Genomic DNA, 16,656 nt, shown 5'->3' with positions numbered 1-16,656 from the left:
CGCGCCTCGCGGGTGCGGGCTGAAAGGTGGTGCCGTGGAGCCGGTAGATGTGGCGTTCGCGTTGGTGGGCCTCGGCGCTCTGCTCGCGGGCATCCTCCCGCGGGTGTTGGAGCAGCGTCCACTGTCCATGCCGATCGCCTTCCTCGCCCTCGGCATGCTGGTATTCCTGCTGCCGGTGGGGCTACCGACACCGGATCCGCTGGCCCACCCGGAGTTGACGACCCACCTCACCGAGATCGGGGTGATCGTCGCGCTGATGGGCGCCGGGCTCAAGATTGACCGGCCGTTGAGTTGGCGGCGGTGGTCGTCCACCTGGCGGCTGTTGGCGATCGCGATGCCACTGTGCATCGCGGCGGTGGCCCTGCTCGGCTGGTGGTGGGCGGGGCTGGTGCCGGCCGCCGCACTCCTGTTGGGTGCCGCGTTGGCCCCGACCGACCCGGTGCTCGCCGCCGACGTGCAGGTGGGCGAACCGACCGACGTGGAGGATTCCGAGGACGAGGTCCGCTTCGCGTTGACCTCCGAGGCCGGTCTCAACGACGGGCTGGCGTTTCCGTTCGTGTACGCCGCGATCGCCATCGCCTCGACGAGCCTCGCCCCGCGCGACTGGTTCGCCGAGTGGTTCGCGGTGGACGTGCTGTGGAAGGTGGGCGTCGGCGTCGGCGGTGGGCTTCTCATCGGTTGGCTGCTGGGCAAGTTGTTCTTCCGCGCGCCCAGCGAGCTGCGGCTGGCCCGGCACGCCGAGGGCTTCCTGGCGCTGGCCGCCACGTTCCTGGCGTACGGGCTGGTGGAGGTGGTCGGCGGGTACGGCTTCCTGGCGGTGTTCGTGGCCGCCCGGGCGATCCGGGCCGCCGAGCGGACCCACGAGTTCCACTCGGTGCTGCACGACTTCGCCGAGCAGGTCGAACGGCTGCTCACCCTCGTGCTGTTGCTGCTGCTCGGCGGCGCGATCGTGGGCGGTCTGCTGACCCCGCTGACCTGGCCGGCGGCCGCCGTCGGGCTGGCACTGGTGTTCCTGATCCGACCGCTGATCGGCTGGTTGTCGCTGCGCGGCGCGCCAGGACGGCCGGCCGAGCACTGGGTCATCTCGTTGTTCGGCATCCGCGGCGTCGGCTCGTTCTACTACCTCGCGTACGCCACCACGAAGGCCGACTTTCCACAGGCCGAGCTGCTCTGGGCAACCGTCGGGCTGGTGGTGCTCGTCTCCGTGGTGGTGCACGGCATCGCGGCGACTCCGGTCATGCAACTGCTGGACCGGGAGGGCGAGCGGACCTCCGACCCGGCCGAACGGCACACCGACGATCCACGGCCGGTCGCGGCGGCGGGGCACCCCTAGCCCTGCGTCAACGCCCCGGGCACGCCGCTCAGGTCAGGCGGGCGACCAGGGCACGGCCGAGGTCCCTGCCGGAGCGCCAGGCACTCTGCACCCGGGGCTTGCCGAACGCGTCGCCGGCCAGACCGATCCCGTCGGGGTCCAGGTGATAGGTGCCGCCGCCGGCGTCGCTGGTCGGCTTCGCGTACGTCCAGCGGTGCACGTGCACGTCGGCGGCCTGCTCGGGCAGTCCCAGCAGGTCCCGGACGGCCTGCTCGATAGCCGGGCCGGCCCCGGTGGGTTGGGTCAGATGCCCGGCGGCGAACTCCGGCACAGTGTGCGCGACGAGCACCGGCGCGCCGTCGCCGCGTCGGTCGCCGTCGTCGCAGACGAGGTTGAGGACCGGGTGGTCGTTGACGAACGCGCCCCGGAAGTCCGGCCAGCGGCGGGTCGGGAACCGCAGCACCGCAGCGAGCGTCGGCGACCAGCGTTGCGCCTGCACGAGCTGGGTGGCGGCCGTCAGGGCCGGGTCGAGCAGCAGGGCGGCCTGCGGGCCCGGCATGGCCAGGGCGACCGCCGCGCACGACTCGCCGTCCACTGTCGGCCCGGGCTCCACTGTGAGCACCAGCCTGTCGACGGTGACCGGCACCTCGCCGGCCAGGTGTTCGACCAGGGAGCGCAGCCCGCGCGGGGCGGCGAAGCGCATCGGCCCGGGCACCTCCTGGCGGCCGGCCCGGTCGTAGGCCTGGAACGTGTCGGTCCATTCGCGGACCAGCCCGGCGGCGCGCCACTGCTCGACCAGCTCGGCGAAGTCCGGGTCGCTGGCGGTGAAGTACGCCGCGCCGATGTCCGCGGGCCGGCCCTCGAAGCGTTTGCTGGCCATCCGGCCGCCACAGACGTGGCCTCGCTCCCGGACCTGCACCGGCACCCCGGCCCGGGTCAGCTCGACCGCACAGGCCACCCCGGCGATGCCCGCTCCGACCACCACCACTCGCGTTCGGTCCACGCTCATCCGGTGATCGTAGGTGGCGGCGGTGGCGCATGAACCACCGACGACGAGGGTACTGGCACACCTGTTCGAAGAAAGGATGATGACAATGACGGACCGCCGCAACGAGCAGGCTGACCAGAATGCCGCGATCAAGGACCCGGACGAATGGGTCACCGGTGACGAGCCGCCCACCGCGGCTCAGGAGTCCTACCTGAACACGCTGGCCCGCGAGGCCAACGCGGATCTTCCGGACGACCTGACCAAGGCCGAGGCGTCCAAGCGCATCGACGAGCTCCAGGCCGAGACGGGCCGGGGCCAGTAGTCACTGGTCGACTCCGCTTCCGCGACCATGGCGTGTCCGGGAGTCCTGGACACCGCGAGATCAGGGAAGCGGAGTCGATCACGCCCCGGGCCAGCACCGTGGCCGGCGGTCAGCCGCGGGTCAGCCGGTGCAGCTCCACCTCGGCCAGGCGGCCGGCACTGATGGTGGCACTGAGGTAGGTGGCGTGCGGTTGCGAGCGCCGGTCGGTGGGTGAGCCGGGGTTGAGCAGCCGCAGCCCGCCGGGCGCCTCGGTGTCCCAGGGAATGTGGGAGTGCCCGAAGACCAGGAGGTCGACATCGGGGAACAGGGCCGCACACCGCTTCTCGCGACCGGTCCGTGGCCCGGTCTCGTGCACCACTGCGACGCGCAGGCCGTCGAGTTCGACCCGGGCCACCTCCGGCAGCCGGGCGCGCAGCGCCGGCCCGTCGTTGTTGCCGTACACCCCGATCAGCCGGCGCGACCGCGCGGTCATCGCGTCCAGCAACGCCTCGTCCACCCAGTCACCGGCGTGCACGACCACGTCCGCCGCCTCGATCGCCGCCCAGAGCGGCCCGGGAAGGTCCCGGGCCCGCTTCGGTACGTGGGTGTCCGCCGTGAGCACCAACCGCATGCAGGCATTCTCCCCCGTGCCGCGGCCGCCCGCCCGGAGACGCGACTGCGTGAACGCATCGAAACTGGCCAAGCTTTGACGAAGTACGGGTCAGCGACGCGGCGGGGTGAAATGCGCCGGGGGCATCCCGCACTCGCGCAACGTCGGGTCCTGCTCGACGTCGGTGAGCACACCGGCGGCATTGATCAGGCCGATGTGTGAGAACGCCTGCGGGAAGTTGCCCAACTGCTCCCCGGTCTGCTGGTCGATCTGCTCGGCGAACAGGCCCAGGTCGTTGACCCGACCAGCCAGATCGCGGAACAACGCGTGCGCCCGGTCCCGCTCACCGGCCAACGCCAGGCAACTCACCAACCAGAACGAACAGATGACGAAGCCCGCCGGGTCACCGTCCCAGCGCCGCAGCAGGCCGTCGTGCGACAGCCGCCGCTCCACCGCGCGGACCGTCGAGCGCATCCGCGGGTCATCGGCCCGCAGAAAACCCACCAGCGGCATCACCAGCACCGACGCGTCCAGCTCGTCGGAATCGAAAATCCCGGTGTACGACTGGAGCCGGTCGCTCCACCCCCGCTCGAGGATCGCCGCGCGCACCTCGTCCCGGGCCGCCGTCCAGCGGGCCAGGTCCTGCGGGCCGCCGAGCTGGTCGCCGAAGCGGACCGCCCGGTCCAGTGCGACCCAGCACTCCACCTTCGAGGACACGTGGTGGTGTTGCACTCCACGCTCCTCCCACATCCCCGCGTCCGGCTGTTTCCAGTCCTGCTCGGCCTGATCGGCGAGCACCCGGAGCAGGTGGTAGACGTCCCTGTCGAACGGCTCCAGCTGGTCCCGCATCAGCCAGGCGGCGTCCATGGCCGCGCCGTAGATGTCGTTCTGCCGCTGCCGCCACGCGTCGTTGCCGGTCACCACCGGCGGGCTGTCGCGGTAACCGCCGAGCTGGTCCAGCCGATGCTCGGTGAGGTCCCGCTCCCCCAGGACCCCGTACATGATGGGCACCGGCTGGTCGCTGACCCGGCCCATCGCCCGGCCCAACCAGGCGAACTGCCGCCGCACCTCGTCGAAGCACGCCGACCGCCACAGCGCGCGCAGGGTGTGGCTGAAGTCGCGCACCCAGACGTAGCGGTAGTCGTAGTTGCGGTCCCCGCCGAGCTTCTCCGGCAGCGAGGTGGTCACCGAGGCCACCACCGCGCCGCTCGGCCGGTACGTCATGCCCTGCACCACCAGCCCGCTGCGCCGCACCTCCTCGGCGTAGAGGCCCTGGTAGTCGTGCTCGGCGGCCCAGGACCGCCAGCCGGCGACGGTGTCGGCGATCGTCTGGTCGGCGTCCGGCACCTCCGGCAGTGGGGCGTCGTAGGTCGGGGCGTACCCGAGTGTGAAGTTGTGGGTCGTGCCGGCGCGGACGGTGAACGTCGCTGCGGCATCGCCATCGTCGCCGCACGTCAACCGCACGCTGCCACGGAACGTGAGCCGCGCGGCCCCGGCGATGGCCTCGAGCATGTCCTCCCGCTCGACCAGGTACGCGATGGTGCGCCCGTACTCGAAGCGCGGCCGGTAGTGCACCCGCATCGGCACCGCACCGGAGAGTCCCTGCACGCTGCGGACCAGCACCTGTGGCGGGTGCATCCCGATGTCGTGACCTCGCGAGCCGGGCTCGAAGGCGAGCGCGTCGGTGAGCGCGACCTCTCCCTGCGCGGTGCGGAAGACGGTCCGCAGCACCAGGGTGTCCTCCAGGTAACTGCGTTCGACACTGAAGTCGGCCTCCGGTCGGATCGACCAGTGCCCCGCGTCGTCGTCGAGCAGCCGCCCGAACACCGACGGGGCGTCGAACCGGCCCGGGCACCACCAGTTCACCGAGCCCGCAGCGTCGACCAGCGCCGCGCTGCGGCCGTCGGCGAGGAACCCGTAGTCACTGATCTGTCCGCTCTCCACCTGACTGGCTACCCGGGCCGCCCGCGCACACTCCTCCCGTTCGGGCACGGCACTCACCGTGCTGGCTGGCGTTACCGCTCGGCATGGGCGGGAACCCGGGAAGCTGACGAGGGGGGATGCTCATGACGTCAGCTTCGGGGCCGACCGCCGCATGGCGGCCCGGCGCACAGGGTGGCGACCTGCTTCCAACCGGGCCGGCCGGCCGTTTGGCGACACCGGCCGGTGACGGTCACGGGCCGCAGGCCGGACCGCCAACCGTGACTATCGGCTCGTACCCGGACTATCCGGCCGCACAGCGGGTCGTCGACTATCTGGCCGACAACCGGTTCCCGGTGGAACACAGCGCCATCGTCGGCACCAACCTCACCCTGGTGGAGTCGGTGCTCGGGCGGATGACCACCGGCCGCGCCGGCCTGCTCGGCGCCGGCACCGGTGCCTGGTTCGGTCTCTTCATCGGCCTGCTGTTCGGCATCTTCACCGTCGGCAACTGGCTGGCAGTGATCCTTGTCGGGCTGGTCATCGGTGCGATCTGGGGCGCCGTGTTCGGCGCTGTCGCACACGCGATGACGGGCGGGCAGCGTGACTTCACCTCGGCCAGCTCACTGCGGGCCGGCCAGTACGCGGTGACGGTCGACGCGCAGTTCGCCGACCAGGCCCGCCAGTTGCTGGGCCGGATGCAGATGCCCAACCCGGCCGCGAACAACCGCTGAGCGACGATCGACCGGCCGTCCCGGCAGTACGCCGGGGCGGCCGTTCAGTCGTGGTACGTCAACTCGCCGGCGCGGATGTCGACCTCGACGCGGTTCTCCGGCGGTGCCAGTGGGCAGGCCCAGCGGTCGTCGTAGGCACAGCTCGGGTTGTAGAGGTAGTTGCCGTCCAGCCGGACGCGGTCGCCGGGCAGCAGCTCGACGCCTCGGCCGAAGGTCCCCTTCACCGTGTCGGTGAGGTAGCGGCCTCCCCCGTAGGTGTCCCGCCCGCAGGTGCCGTCCCGTAGCGGCACGAACAGGCCGCCGCCGTACGCCTCGATCCACCACAGGGTCAGCGGCCCCCACGGTGTCTCGGCCACCGCGACCCGTCGGTACGCGACCACCCCGTCCGGACCGCCGGTGTCGATCCGCAGCTCTCCGCTGGCCGCCCGCAGCGGCGCCTCCACCACGGCGTCGGGGTTGGGCGGGAAATAGCGCACCCCGGAGAAGCCGACCCGTTCCGCCGGTGGGATCGGGCTCTGCGGGTGGGTCGCGAAGAGTTCGTCGCGCCCCGCCCGGAACCCGGTCAGGTCGACGTCGGACAGGTACAGCCGGGCGACCCGCTCCCGCCAGTCGGCCAGCTCCAGATCATCCACGCCACCGAGCCTATGCCGTCACGCGGCGGCACTTCAGCGTGGCGGCCAGTTGGTCAGGACGGCGTCGAGGGCGTCCAACGTCCGGGACCACGAGTCGTCCGTCGGACGCGGGGTGTGCCGGAAGCCGCCGGTCTGCTCCAGGCTGACGAACCCGTGGAACGTGCTGTGCATCATCCGTACCGCGTCGGTCTGGTCCGGCTCGGAGAGCCGGTAGCCGCGCAGGATGGCCCGGGTCATCTCGGCGTGCCGGACACCGGCGCTCGCAGCGGCCGTCTCCGGGTCGAGGTCGATCTGCATCGCGGCGTACCGACCGGGGTGCTGCCTCGCGTAGTCCCGGTAGGCGTTGGCGAAGGCCACCAGCGCGTCCTTGCCGGCCCGGCCGGCGAGTGCGGTGGCTACCCGGTCGGCCAGCTCCGCCAGGGCCAGCAGGGCGATCCGGACCCGCAGGTCCCGCCCGTTCCTGATGTGGAAGTACAGGCTCGCGTCCTTGACCCCGAAGTGGCGTGCGAGCGCGGCAACGGTCACGTTCTCCACGCCCACCTCGTCGGCCAGGTCGGCCGCGACCAGGGTCAGGCGCTCGGCGGTAACCCCTGCACGTGCCATGCACCACACCCCAAACCTAGCTGCAATAATCGTTTGCCTAGGAGAGCTAGGGTACTACCTATGTTAGAGCCGACCGAATCCGCCATCCGCAAATCCTTCGTCAACTGCACCCAGGGTGAGGCGAAGCGGATGGCCGTACCGAACGATCTCGGGACGCGCCCCTGGGACGACCTCGACTTCTTCGGCTGGCGGGACCAGGCCGCACCGCAGCGGGCCTACCTGCTCGCCGAGTCCGACGGCAGGCTCGTCGGCGTGGCGCTGCGGGCGGCGACGCACCAGATCGGGCGCGTGCGGCGCAGCATGTGCTCGCTCTGCCTGACCACACACCTCGGCGACGGCGTCTCGTTGATGACCGCCCGTAAGGCCGGGCCGGGTGGGCGGCAGGGCGACTCCGTGGGCACGTACATGTGCTCCGACCTGGCCTGCTCGCTCTACGTGCGGAAGAAGAAGCACGCCGGGCCGCCGATGCCCGACCCGCTGCCCCTGCCGGAGAGGATCGACCACGTCCGGGCCGCCCTCGCGGCGTTCCTGCGCAAGGTCAACGAGTGATCTGAGGGTCGGTGGCCAAGCGGGCGTGCAGGTGCTCGTCGTAGCGGCGGCCGTCGCCGTAACGGTACGACTCGCGCAGCGTCCCCTCGGCCGCGTAGCCGGCCCGGTCCGCGACGCGGCAGGAGGCCGGGTTGGCGACCGCGTGGCACAGCTCCACCCGGTGCAGCCGGAGGTCGGTGAACGCCCAGTCGGTGAGCCGGACGACGGCCCGCACCGCAACCTGACGCCCTCGCGCCGCAGGCATCGTCCAGTAACCGATGGACGCGTCTCCGTCGCGGATGTGGTGCAGTGACACCGATCCCAGCAGTTCGCCGTCGGTCGCCGCGGTCACCGCCATCGAGACATGGCCACCGGTCGACCAGTCGGCCCGGCGGCGAACCCAGAGCAGCGCGACCTCGTCGTCGATCGGGTCGCCGCCCTGCGGGTTCCACTGGGCGATCGCCGGGTCGCGCAGGGCGTCGCGGACCGCCGGGGCGTCCTCGTCCCGCCAGGGGCGCAGCAACAGGTCGGCGGCGGTGAGTTGCACGTGTTCCACGAGCCCGGAGTCTGGCACATCACGTCACCATCGCGCCGCCGGTTTAGCGTCGACTTCGTTCAAAGCTGCACAACCGGTTGCCCGCATGGCCGAGAACGTGATCCAGGAGACGCGTTACGGCACTAGTTAAATTTTTAAGGAGTGCTATCGTCATTGCATGACCGAGAGCCTGGACAGCACCCGAGAGGCCGCCTGGCGCGCCTACATCGAGGCCAGCCAGCGTCTCTACACGCAGCTGGAAGAGGACCTGCGCGCCGAGAGCGATCTCAGCTTCGCCGACTACCACGTGCTGGTCCTGCTCTCGGAGGCACCGGGGCAGCGGCTGCGGATGGGTGAGCTGGCCAGCCGGCTCATCTTCTCGCCCAGCCGCCTGACCTACCAGATCTCCTCCATGCAGCGCCGGGGCATGGTCAGCAAGGAGCCCTGCCCGGACGACCGACGCGGCAGCGAGGCGGTCCTCACCGCCGCCGGGCTGCTCGCCCTGCGGGATGCCGCACCCCACCATCTGGCGTCGGTGCGCACCTACCTGATGGACGACCTCGACGACGCCGAGGTCGCCTGCCTCACCCGGGTCTTCGGCCGGATCGGTGACCGCCTGCGGGCGTCCCGGGCCGGTTCGACCACCCACGCCACGAGCTAGGAGCCCTCGATGCCCGCGATCACCGTTGACAACGTCCTCGTCCTTCCCCGCCTGCCCCGGCTGGAGGAGTCCACCACCTTCCGCCCGGTGCGCACGGTGACCACCGCGCCCACCGGCTTCGAGGGCGAGGGCTTCCCGGTCCGTCGCGCCTTCGCCGGGGTGTCGACCACCGACCTGGACCCGTTCATCCACCTCGACCAGATGGGCGAGGTCGACTACGCGCCGGGCGAGCCGAAGGGCACCCCCTGGCACCCGCACCGCGGCTTCGAGACCGTCACCTACATCATCGACGGGGTCTTCGACCACCAGGACTCGAACGGCGGCGGTGGCACCATCACCGACGGCGACACGCAGTGGATGACGGCGGGCAGCGGGCTGCTGCACATCGAGGCGCCGCCGGAGCACCTGGTCATGAGCGGCGGGCTGTTCCACGGCACCCAGCTCTGGGTCAACCTGCCCCGCTCGGCCAAGATGAACCCGCCCCGCTATCAGGACATCCGTGGTCGGGAGTCGGCGCTGCTCACCACGCCCGACGGCGGCGCACTGATCCGGGTCATCGCCGGCGAGGTCGCCGGGCACCGGGGCCCGGGGTCGACCTTCACCCCGATCACCATCACGCACGTCACGGTGCAGCCGGGGGCGCAGGTCGACCTGCCCTGGCAGCCCGACTTCAACGCCCTGGTGTACGTGCTGGGTGGTCGTGGCACGGTCGGCACCGACCGGCGGCCGGTGCGCACCGGCCAGCTCGCGGTGCACGGCCCGGGTGACGCGCTGCGGTTCAGCGCCGACACCACGCAGGACAGCAACACCCCCGCGCTGGACCTCTACATCATGGGCGGCCAGCCGATCCGGGAGCCGGTGGCACAGTACGGCCCGTTCGTGATGAACACCCGGGACGAGCTGCTCCAGGCATTCGAGGACTTCCAGGCCGGCCGGCTCGGCGTGATCCCCACCGAGCGACTGCCGCACACCGGCGGCCAGGGCACCCGGCCCTGACCCCGCGTCACCACTGAGATCGGCGCCGACGCCCCCGGTTCACCACGGGAGCGCCGGCGCCGCCTCAGGAGACCGCAAAAATCCCAGCGACGCCCAGAATCACCATCACCAACACCGCTACCAGCGCACCCCGCTCGCTCTCCACCGCCGGCTCGCGGTACTCGGTCACGGGATTCGTCGTGTCGCGGGGCATGGTGTGGCCTCCTCGGCTGTTGTCACGTCACTTCCGATGGCGTTGACCAGGGGCCGGTCTGCCGGCCCGGCATGCGGACCCGCGTCGGGGGTCCTACCGTGAGGACGTTGCCGACCTCCAGGGGGGCTGGACGTTGCCGTTGCAGGACTGGTTCCTCACCGCTGAGGAACGCGCCAACCCGGTGTCTGGGTTACCCGTCTGGACCAGGGGAAACCTCGCCGAGCCGTTGATTCACGGCGCCGCCTACTTCGACCGGCTGGTCGATGAGGTGGAGGCTCTGGGCCCCGGCGACCACCTGTTCTTCACCGACTGGCGGGGCGACCCGGACCAGCGGCTGCGACCGGACGGCCCGACCGTGGCCCAGCTCTTCGCCCAGGCCGCCCAACGCGGTGTGGTGGTCAAGGGGCTGATCTGGCGCTCACACCTCGACGTGCTGGCCTACAGCGAGGCGGAGAACCGCGACCTCAGCGAGACGATCTCGGCAGCCGGCGGCGAGGTGCTGCTCGACCAGCGGGTCCGGCGCGGCGGGTCGCACCACCAGAAGCTCGTGGTGCTGCGACATCAGGGCGCACCGGAACGGGACATCGCGTTCGCCGGCGGCATCGACCTGTGCCACAGCCGCCGCGACGACGCCGATCATCATGGCGACCCGCAGCCGGTGCAGATGTCCCCCCGCTACGGGCCCAACCCGCCCTGGCACGACGTGCAGCTCGCGGTGCGGGGTCCGGTGGTGGGCGCTCTGGACACCCTGTTCCGGGAACGCTGGACCGATCCGATGCCACTGGACTCGGAGAACCCGATGGCCTACCTGCGGGATCGGCTGCGCGGCGCCGACCTTCGCCCTGACCCGCTGCCCGAGCAACCGGCCGACCCGCCGCCCTGCGGTCCGCACCAGATCCAGGTGCTGCGCACCTACCCCGCCGTTCGCCCGCGTTACTCGTTCGCCCCCGACGGCGAGCGGACCGTGGCCCGGGGTTATACCAAGGCGGTACGCCGCGCCCGCCGGCTCATCTACCTGGAGGACCAGTACCTCTGGTCCGCCGAGGTCGCGGATCTGTTCGCGCACGCCCTGCGGGACAACCCGGAGCTGCACCTGGTGGCCGTGGTGCCCCGCCACCCGGACGTGGACGGCAGGCTGGCGCTGCCACCGAACATGGTCGGGCGGGAGCAGGCGCTGTCGCTGTGCGAACGGGCCGCACCGGACCGGGTGCACGTGTTCGACGTCGAGAACCACGCCGGCGACCCGGTTTACGTGCACGCGAAGGTGTGCGTCATCGACGACGTCTGGGCCAGCGTGGGCAGCGACAACTTCAACCGCCGGTCCTGGACGCACGACAGCGAGCTGTCCTGCGCGGTGCTCGACGACACCCGCGATCAGCGGGAGCCCACCGACCCGGCCGGACAGGGCGACGGTGCGCGGACCTTCGCCCGGGACCTGCGGCTGCGGCTCTGGCGCGAGCACCTGGACCGTGACCCGGCCGGCGCGGACGACGCCGACCTGCTCGACCCGGCGGACGCGGTCGCGGCTGTCACGGCCGCCGCCGACGCACTCCAGCGGTGGTACGACGACGGCCAGGTGGGCGAGCGACCGCCCGGACGGCTGCGCCCGCACCGCCCCGAGCGGCTGCCCTGGTTCACCCGGGCCTGGGCGTTGCCGGTGTACCGGCTGGTCTACGACCCGGACGGCAGGCCACTGCGGGCGAGGCTGGCCGGCACCTGGTGAACCGCTCGGGCCGGCTCCGGCGCCGTGGCGACGGTCGGGTGCACGCTCAGCCCACCGGGGTAGGCGAACGAGGAGCGCGGCGAGTAGTAGCCGAAGCCGATGGTCAGCGGGTTGTCCGGGCGGAGCGCGTACGTCGGGTGCCCCGGCTGGAGGAACTCCACCGACTCGATCTCGAATGGGGCGACCGGCTCGGCGATGAACGGGTAGACCGAGCTGAGGAGCTGGCCGTCCCGACGGGTGAAGTAGCGGTGGTGCCCACTGCTGATCGCGTGGCCGGTCTCCCCCACCCGGCACCGTGCCCGGATCAACGGCGTCCCGTCGGTCGTCGTCTCGGAGAGCAGCTCCTCACCGCTCACCTCGATCCGGGTGCGGCCGGCGAGCACCGGGGCACCGCGAGCGGCAGCGTACTCACGGACCAGGCGACTGGAGGCCACGTACTGCGTCCACCAGCCGCCCGGACTGAGGCCGTCGGGGGCGTCGACGCCCAGCAGTGAGACGCCGAGGTAGGTCAGCGTGTACGCGCCGAAGCCGGAGGTCTGGGTCTCGTCCTCGACGATGTACTGGTTGAGGAACACCTGGCGGTCGGGGCGGGGGCAGAGGCCGGGCGGGACCAGTGCGGCGACCGCGTCCGGATCCGCCGGCAGCCAGCTGAAGTAGAGCGTTCGACTGTTCACGACGAGCTGGGGAGCGGCTGGATCGAGCACGGTGCCTCCGAACCGGGTGTGTACACCGACGCTACGGCCGGTCCCACCGGCGGGACAAGGACGGATAGTCGACACTGCTGCCCCATTGTCGGATTTCATGTTGACCGCTCGGCGCGGACCGAGGGCCGTTCGATCGAAACCGAGGGATAACCGGGCGGCAAGGCATGGCCGGAAAATGGGTAAGGACCCTCACAGTCCTCTCAACTTCCGCCGCGTTCGCCCCTTTTGTGGTTCGACACACCTTAAGTACATCAGCCTTTCGGCTAGATTTCCGCGAGACGATCAGGTTAAGGTGGGTCCCGAACGGCCGATAGGAAGCTAAACCAAAGCGTCACACCTTTTTTGTCCGCGGACGAGGTGCAGGGAGGACCACCCATGACCGCTTCAACGATCACCGAGCAGCCGAACACCGCTGCCAAGGCGAGCACCAAGCTTGACCCGCGCGCCCTCACCGACAGTGCCGCCGACCTGCTCAACGCCATGGCCGCGCTGCCCGCCAACCACCCGTGGCGTGCCGCCCTGCGGGACCGCGCGATCGAGGCCTGGCTGCCGCTGGCCAACCACCTGGCCCACCGCTACAGCGGGCGTGGCGAGCCGACCGACGACCTGGCCCAGACCGCCGCGGTCGGCCTGATCAAGGCCATCGACAAGTTCGACCCCTCCCGCGGCGTCGACTTCGCCGGCTACGCGATCCCCACCATCATCGGCGAGCTCAAGCGGCACTTCCGGGACCGCACCTGGGACATCCGCGTGCCCCGCCGGCTCCAGGAGCTGCGTCTGGCCATCTCCGACGCCAACAGCTCGCTGCTGCAGACCCTCGGCCGCTCGCCGACGGTCGCCGACATCGCCGCCCACCTCAAGCTCACCGAGGAAGAGGTGCTGGAGGGCCTGGAGGGCGCCCGCGCGTACAACGCGGTATCGCTGTCCACCCCGACCGGCGACGGCGAGCGCGCGACCGAGCTGGGCGACATGCTCGGCGGCGAGGACAGCGAGTTCGAACTGGCCGAGCTGCGGGTCGCCCTCGGCCCTGCACTGGCCACCCTCGACGAGCGCGAGCAGAAGATCCTCACGCTGCGCTTCTACGGCAACCTGACCCAGTCGCAGATCGCCGACCAGATCGGCGTCTCGCAGATGCACGTCTCGCGACTGCTGACCCGGGCGCTGACCAAGCTGCGCGGTCAGCTCGACGGCACGTACTGATCAGTCCACGACAGGAGGGCCGGGTCCATCGGACCCGGCCCTCCTGTCGTGTCCGCATTGTCACGCGAGCGTGACAGCGCGGACCGGTCCGGTCAGCGGCTGACCGGCTCCCGCCACATCGGCCAGAACGGCGTGCCGTCGGGCACCCGGAACGGCTCCCCGGCCAGGTAGCCGTTCTTCGCGTACAGGTCCCGGCTGCGCGGGCTGCTCGCCTCCAGGTACGCCGGCATCGCGTTGGCGTCCAGCCAGGCGTGGTGGTGCCGCATCAACGCGGTGCCGAGCCCCTGACCCTGCCGGCCCGGCTGGGTCGCCAGGAAGGCCAGGTGGTGGTGCTCCGGATGCGGGTGGTGCGCGGCGAACAGCTCGTCGAGATGCTGGAACCGGTCGGTCCACTCGCCGCAGGCGGCAGCCAGCCGGGCGTCGTAGTCCACCGGCGGCGGAGCCGGCTCGCCGACCGACGGGAACCACACCGCGACGGCGGCCCGGTCCTCGGTGGCGTGGACGAAGCCGTGCCGCATGGCGTGCCCGACCAGGATCTCGAAGTCCCCGGCCAGCACGGCCTCCCGCTTGCTCGGGTCGGGCACCAGCCAGCGCGTCACCTCCAGGACGGTGAACGCCTCGGCGATCCGGCCGGCCACCAGGCTGGTCTCGTCGGGTCCGAGTTGCTCGATGACGATGCTCATCGGTTCACCTCCACGCTGGCCGGCACCTCTGGCTTGACCGCAGCGGCAGCGCTCGCCGCTCCGAGGCCGATCCGGGCGTACGTGTCCGGACGGCGACGGCGCAGCACCAGCGCCCAGTTGATGCCCAGGACGGCCACCACCGGGAACACGGCGGGCGCTAGCCAGCGCAGAGGGGAGTCCGGCGCGACGCCGAGCAGGTTGGCGAAGTTCGACACGGCCAGCCAGATGATCACGAAGAGCGCGAGGGTGGCCAGGACGGGTGCGATGACCCGCCGCCACAGCGTCTCGTCGCCGCCGGAACGGGCGAAGTAGGCGATCACCGCCACCGAGGTGGTGGCGATCAGCAGCAGCACGCCGAAGCCGCCGGTGGTGCCAACCCAGAAGAACAGCTTGACAACCGGATCCCAGCCGTTGGCCGCGTACAGCAGGATGACCAGTAGGCCGAACACGCTCTGCGCCACCGAGGCGGCCTGTGGCGCGCCGCTGCGCGGCGAGGTCCGTCCGAACACCGCAGGCAGCACCCGCTCCCGGCCGAGCGCGAACGCGTAGCGGGCCGTTGTGTTGTGGAAGGAGATCATCGCGGCCAGCACCGAGGTTAGGAAGAGCACCTGGCCGATGGTGACCGCGGTGTCACCGAGGTGCGCCGCGGCCAGGTTGAAGATCAGCCCAACGCTCTGCTCGCCGGCCTCGCTGACGATCTGATCCGGCCCGACGGCGACCGCCATGGTCCAGGACGACAGCGCGTACAGCGCGGCGACGATCACCACCGAGAGGTACGTGGCCAGCGGCACCGTCCGCTTCGGGTCCTTGCTCTCCTCGCTGAACACCACGGCGGACTCGAAGCCGACGAACCCGAGGACGGCCAGCACCAGCACCGCGCCGACCCCGGGCATGAAGAGGTTGTCCGGTGCGAACCCGGCGAAGCTGACCTCGCCGCCGGCCGGGTTGCCGAGCTGGCCCAGGTCGAAGATCAGGACGACCACGATCTCGGCGACCAGCAGCGCCGCCAGCACCCGGCCGTTGATGTCCACCCGCAGCAGGCCGAGTACGCCGACCAGTGCCCACGCCACCAGGGCGACGATCGACCAGTGCGGGTGCCCGCCGAAGATCCGGTCGAGCACCGGCTCGGCCGCCACGCCGATGGTGCCGTACAGCCCGACCTGGAGCGCGTTGTACGCGGTCAGCGCTACCCAGGCGGCAGCCACACCGGCCGGTCGGCCCAGACCCCGGGAGACGTAGGCGTAGAAGGCGCCGGCGTTCTCCACCCGACGGGACATCGCCACGTAGCCCACCGAGAACAGCGCGAGCACCGCGGCGACCAGCAGGAAGGCCAGCGGGATGCCGGTCACGCCGATGACGCCGTAGCCGGTGGTGACGACGCCGGCCACCACGGTCAACGGCGCGGCGGCGGAGAGCACGAAGAAGATCACCGAGGGGACGCCGAGGCGGCCCCGGGCGAGAGATTCGGAGACGTTGCTGGGTCGGTCGGCTGTCGATGTCGGTCGCATACGACTACTCCGGTTGTCGAGGGAGGGGTAGGGGGTTACCGGGGGGATCAGGGGAGGCCGCGCAGCACGGCGGCGCCGACGGCGGCCTCGGTGTGCCCGACGAGCTCCTTCAGGGGTGCCGGCAGCGCGGGGATGAGGACGTTCAGACGGTGGTGGGCGCGCGGGCCGGCGCTCCACAGCACCTCGCGGGTGAGCCCCGTCGCCACGACCAGGCCGAGTAGCAGAGCATCCGGCACGCTTGGCGGGTCCGGCCGTTCCAGCAGGGCCCGCAGCCGGGTGGCCGGCCAGGCCACCGCGTTGAGGTCGATCGGCAGGTAGCTGACCGAGGTACGCAGCAGTCGACGGCTCTCCTGGCGGCGCAGCACGCCGGCGCGGGCCAGCCGCTCCCCCACCGAGGTGGTCGCGCTCTGGGCCAGGAAGCTGAGCCAGATGCGCAGCTCCTGGTGCTGGGACTCGCCGATCAGCTGGTCGAGCACGGTGTGCGCCAGCGCGTCAGCCGGCGGACGACGGTCGATGACGGTGACCCGACCGTCGGAGACGGTGATGTGTCCATAGAGGAGCAGCTCACCGAGCAGCCCGGCGGCGAGCCCGAGCCCGGTCGCCGCCGGGTGCAGCTTGGCCTTGCCACGACTGTCGTTGTGTGCGATCAGGAAGAACTCGTCGGCGCTGAGCAACGGTCCTCCCGCACAGGTGTGTCCACAGTGATCGCGACCGGGAAAGGATGCACCGACTGCTACTGCAACGCAACTCCCAGATTTGAAAGTTGCACTCCGTGCAGGCGCGACCTGCGGATCTTGTTCTGTCAGACTCGGACGGTGACCGCCG

General features: G+C 71.2%; 19 protein-coding genes. 8 read left to right on the top strand and 11 right to left on the bottom strand.

The window, feature by feature from the left end; genetic code table 11:
• Positions 1–34: 34 nt before the first annotated feature.
• Positions 35–1,333 (top strand): cation:proton antiporter, encoded by a 1,299-nt coding sequence (locus tag FBZ33_RS09370; protein ID WP_141908736.1) that lies wholly within the window; start codon positions 35–37, stop codon positions 1,331–1,333.
• Between the two features lie 28 nt (positions 1,334–1,361).
• Here FBZ33_RS09370 and FBZ33_RS09365 read toward each other — a convergent pair whose 3' ends face one another.
• The gene (locus tag FBZ33_RS09365) at positions 1,362–2,300 is read right to left on the bottom strand and encodes an NAD(P)/FAD-dependent oxidoreductase (RefSeq protein ID WP_141912536.1); all 939 of its coding nucleotides are present in this window, start codon (positions 2,298–2,300) and stop codon (positions 1,362–1,364) included.
• 106 nt (positions 2,301–2,406) lie between these two features.
• On the opposite strand from FBZ33_RS09365, the gene FBZ33_RS09360 reads away from it, so the two are divergent.
• On the top strand, positions 2,407–2,622 hold the full coding sequence (locus FBZ33_RS09360; RefSeq protein WP_172861994.1) for a DUF3072 domain-containing protein: 216 nt from the start codon (positions 2,407–2,409) through the stop codon (positions 2,620–2,622).
• Positions 2,623–2,731: 109 nt separating this feature from the next.
• Here the strand turns inward: FBZ33_RS09360 and FBZ33_RS09355 are convergent, their stop codons facing one another.
• Both FBZ33_RS09355 and FBZ33_RS09350 read right to left on the bottom strand, forming a co-directional pair.
• Complete coding sequence (locus FBZ33_RS09355) at positions 2,732–3,232, bottom strand: metallophosphoesterase (protein ID WP_141908735.1); 501 nt, start codon at positions 3,230–3,232, stop codon at positions 2,732–2,734.
• A 90-nt stretch (positions 3,233–3,322) separates the two neighbouring features.
• Complete coding sequence (locus FBZ33_RS09350; protein ID WP_141912534.1) at positions 3,323–5,155, bottom strand: glycoside hydrolase family 15 protein; 1,833 nt, start codon at positions 5,153–5,155, stop codon at positions 3,323–3,325.
• A gap of 122 nt (positions 5,156–5,277) precedes the next feature.
• Here FBZ33_RS09350 and FBZ33_RS09345 point away from each other — a divergent pair, with 122 nt between their 5' ends.
• On the top strand, positions 5,278–5,865 hold the full coding sequence (locus tag FBZ33_RS09345) for a general stress protein (RefSeq protein WP_141908734.1): 588 nt from the start codon (positions 5,278–5,280) through the stop codon (positions 5,863–5,865).
• Between the two features lie 44 nt (positions 5,866–5,909).
• Here FBZ33_RS09345 and FBZ33_RS09340 read toward each other — a convergent pair whose 3' ends face one another.
• Together FBZ33_RS09340 and FBZ33_RS09335 are read right to left on the bottom strand one after the other, a co-directional pair.
• Complete coding sequence (locus tag FBZ33_RS09340; RefSeq protein ID WP_099852079.1) at positions 5,910–6,497, bottom strand: DUF1684 domain-containing protein; 588 nt, start codon at positions 6,495–6,497, stop codon at positions 5,910–5,912.
• A gap of 33 nt (positions 6,498–6,530) precedes the next feature.
• Positions 6,531–7,100: a TetR/AcrR family transcriptional regulator gene (locus FBZ33_RS09335; protein WP_141908733.1), complete on the bottom strand. Its 570-nt coding sequence runs from the start codon at positions 7,098–7,100 to the stop codon at positions 6,531–6,533.
• Between the two features lie 60 nt (positions 7,101–7,160).
• On the opposite strand from FBZ33_RS09335, the gene FBZ33_RS09330 reads away from it, so the two are divergent.
• On the top strand, positions 7,161–7,649 hold the full coding sequence (locus tag FBZ33_RS09330; protein WP_088947304.1) for an FBP domain-containing protein: 489 nt from the start codon (positions 7,161–7,163) through the stop codon (positions 7,647–7,649).
• Here the strand turns inward: FBZ33_RS09330 and FBZ33_RS09325 are convergent.
• A complete protein-coding gene (locus FBZ33_RS09325) occupies positions 7,639–8,184 on the bottom strand; it encodes a GNAT family N-acetyltransferase (RefSeq protein ID WP_088951609.1) in 546 nt (181 codons plus the stop codon). The two genes, FBZ33_RS09330 and FBZ33_RS09325, sit on opposite strands and share 11 nt — an antisense overlap.
• Positions 8,185–8,341: 157 nt before the next feature.
• Between FBZ33_RS09325 and FBZ33_RS09320 the strand changes: the two genes are divergently transcribed.
• Both FBZ33_RS09320 and FBZ33_RS09315 read left to right on the top strand, forming a co-directional pair.
• On the top strand, positions 8,342–8,824 hold the full coding sequence (locus FBZ33_RS09320) for a MarR family winged helix-turn-helix transcriptional regulator (protein WP_088951608.1): 483 nt from the start codon (positions 8,342–8,344) through the stop codon (positions 8,822–8,824).
• Between the two features lie 9 nt (positions 8,825–8,833).
• Complete coding sequence (locus FBZ33_RS09315; protein ID WP_141908732.1) at positions 8,834–9,820, top strand: pirin family protein; 987 nt, start codon at positions 8,834–8,836, stop codon at positions 9,818–9,820.
• 64 nt (positions 9,821–9,884) lie between these two features.
• Here FBZ33_RS09315 and FBZ33_RS33305 read toward each other — a convergent pair whose 3' ends face one another.
• The gene (locus FBZ33_RS33305) at positions 9,885–10,013 is read right to left on the bottom strand and encodes a hypothetical protein (protein ID WP_255508778.1); all 129 of its coding nucleotides are present in this window, start codon (positions 10,011–10,013) and stop codon (positions 9,885–9,887) included.
• Between the two features lie 133 nt (positions 10,014–10,146).
• Between FBZ33_RS33305 and FBZ33_RS09310 the strand changes: the two genes are divergently transcribed.
• On the top strand, positions 10,147–11,736 hold the full coding sequence (locus FBZ33_RS09310) for a phospholipase D-like domain-containing protein (RefSeq protein ID WP_141908731.1): 1,590 nt from the start codon (positions 10,147–10,149) through the stop codon (positions 11,734–11,736).
• On the opposite strand, the gene FBZ33_RS09305 is transcribed toward FBZ33_RS09310, so the two are convergent.
• The gene (locus tag FBZ33_RS09305; protein WP_141908730.1) at positions 11,685–12,440 is read right to left on the bottom strand and encodes a hypothetical protein; all 756 of its coding nucleotides are present in this window, start codon (positions 12,438–12,440) and stop codon (positions 11,685–11,687) included. The genes FBZ33_RS09310 and FBZ33_RS09305 overlap by 52 nt on opposite strands.
• Positions 12,441–12,815: 375 nt before the next feature.
• On the opposite strand from FBZ33_RS09305, the gene FBZ33_RS09300 reads away from it, so the two are divergent.
• Positions 12,816–13,640 carry a SigB/SigF/SigG family RNA polymerase sigma factor gene (locus tag FBZ33_RS09300; RefSeq protein WP_141908729.1) on the top strand — a complete coding sequence of 275 codons (825 nt, stop codon included), beginning with the start codon at positions 12,816–12,818 and terminating at the stop codon, positions 13,638–13,640.
• A gap of 92 nt (positions 13,641–13,732) precedes the next feature.
• Here FBZ33_RS09300 and FBZ33_RS09295 read toward each other — a convergent pair whose 3' ends face one another.
• From FBZ33_RS09295 to FBZ33_RS09285, 3 genes are read right to left on the bottom strand one after another with little or no spacing between them, the layout of a single operon-like run.
• Positions 13,733–14,323, bottom strand: coding sequence for a GNAT family N-acetyltransferase (locus FBZ33_RS09295; RefSeq protein ID WP_088947299.1), 591 nt, complete (start codon positions 14,321–14,323; stop codon positions 13,733–13,735).
• Complete coding sequence (locus FBZ33_RS09290; protein WP_141908728.1) at positions 14,320–15,831, bottom strand: APC family permease; 1,512 nt, start codon at positions 15,829–15,831, stop codon at positions 14,320–14,322. Before FBZ33_RS09290 ends, FBZ33_RS09295 begins: the two co-directional genes overlap by 4 nt.
• A gap of 47 nt (positions 15,832–15,878) precedes the next feature.
• On the bottom strand, positions 15,879–16,505 hold the full coding sequence (locus FBZ33_RS09285) for a GPP34 family phosphoprotein (protein ID WP_141908727.1): 627 nt from the start codon (positions 16,503–16,505) through the stop codon (positions 15,879–15,881).
• Positions 16,506–16,656 lie beyond the last annotated feature (151 nt).

Source organism: Micromonospora sp. A202 (genome assembly GCF_006715105.1).
GTDB lineage: Bacteria > Actinomycetota > Actinomycetes > Mycobacteriales > Micromonosporaceae > Micromonospora > Micromonospora zamorensis.
The sequence above is the reverse complement of the archived record's forward strand: the minus strand, read 5'-3'. Positions and strand labels throughout refer to the sequence as shown.

Coding starts and splice junctions, on each gene's coding strand:
- FBZ33_RS09360 (WP_172861994.1), top strand. CDS start 2,407: ATGACGGACCGCCGCAACGAGCAGGCTGACCAGAATGCCGCGATCAAG.
- FBZ33_RS09355 (WP_141908735.1), bottom strand. CDS start 3,232: ATGCGGTTGGTGCTCACGGCGGACACCCACGTACCGAAGCGGGCCCGG.
- FBZ33_RS09345 (WP_141908734.1), top strand. CDS start 5,278: ATGACGTCAGCTTCGGGGCCGACCGCCGCATGGCGGCCCGGCGCACAG.
- FBZ33_RS09335 (WP_141908733.1), bottom strand. CDS start 7,100: ATGGCACGTGCAGGGGTTACCGCCGAGCGCCTGACCCTGGTCGCGGCC.
- FBZ33_RS09330 (WP_088947304.1), top strand. CDS start 7,161: ATGTTAGAGCCGACCGAATCCGCCATCCGCAAATCCTTCGTCAACTGC.
- FBZ33_RS09320 (WP_088951608.1), top strand. CDS start 8,342: ATGACCGAGAGCCTGGACAGCACCCGAGAGGCCGCCTGGCGCGCCTAC.
- FBZ33_RS09315 (WP_141908732.1), top strand. CDS start 8,834: ATGCCCGCGATCACCGTTGACAACGTCCTCGTCCTTCCCCGCCTGCCC.
- FBZ33_RS33305 (WP_255508778.1), bottom strand. CDS start 10,013: ATGCCCCGCGACACGACGAATCCCGTGACCGAGTACCGCGAGCCGGCG.
- FBZ33_RS09300 (WP_141908729.1), top strand. CDS start 12,816: ATGACCGCTTCAACGATCACCGAGCAGCCGAACACCGCTGCCAAGGCG.
- FBZ33_RS09295 (WP_088947299.1), bottom strand. CDS start 14,323: ATGAGCATCGTCATCGAGCAACTCGGACCCGACGAGACCAGCCTGGTG.
- FBZ33_RS09290 (WP_141908728.1), bottom strand. CDS start 15,831: ATGCGACCGACATCGACAGCCGACCGACCCAGCAACGTCTCCGAATCT.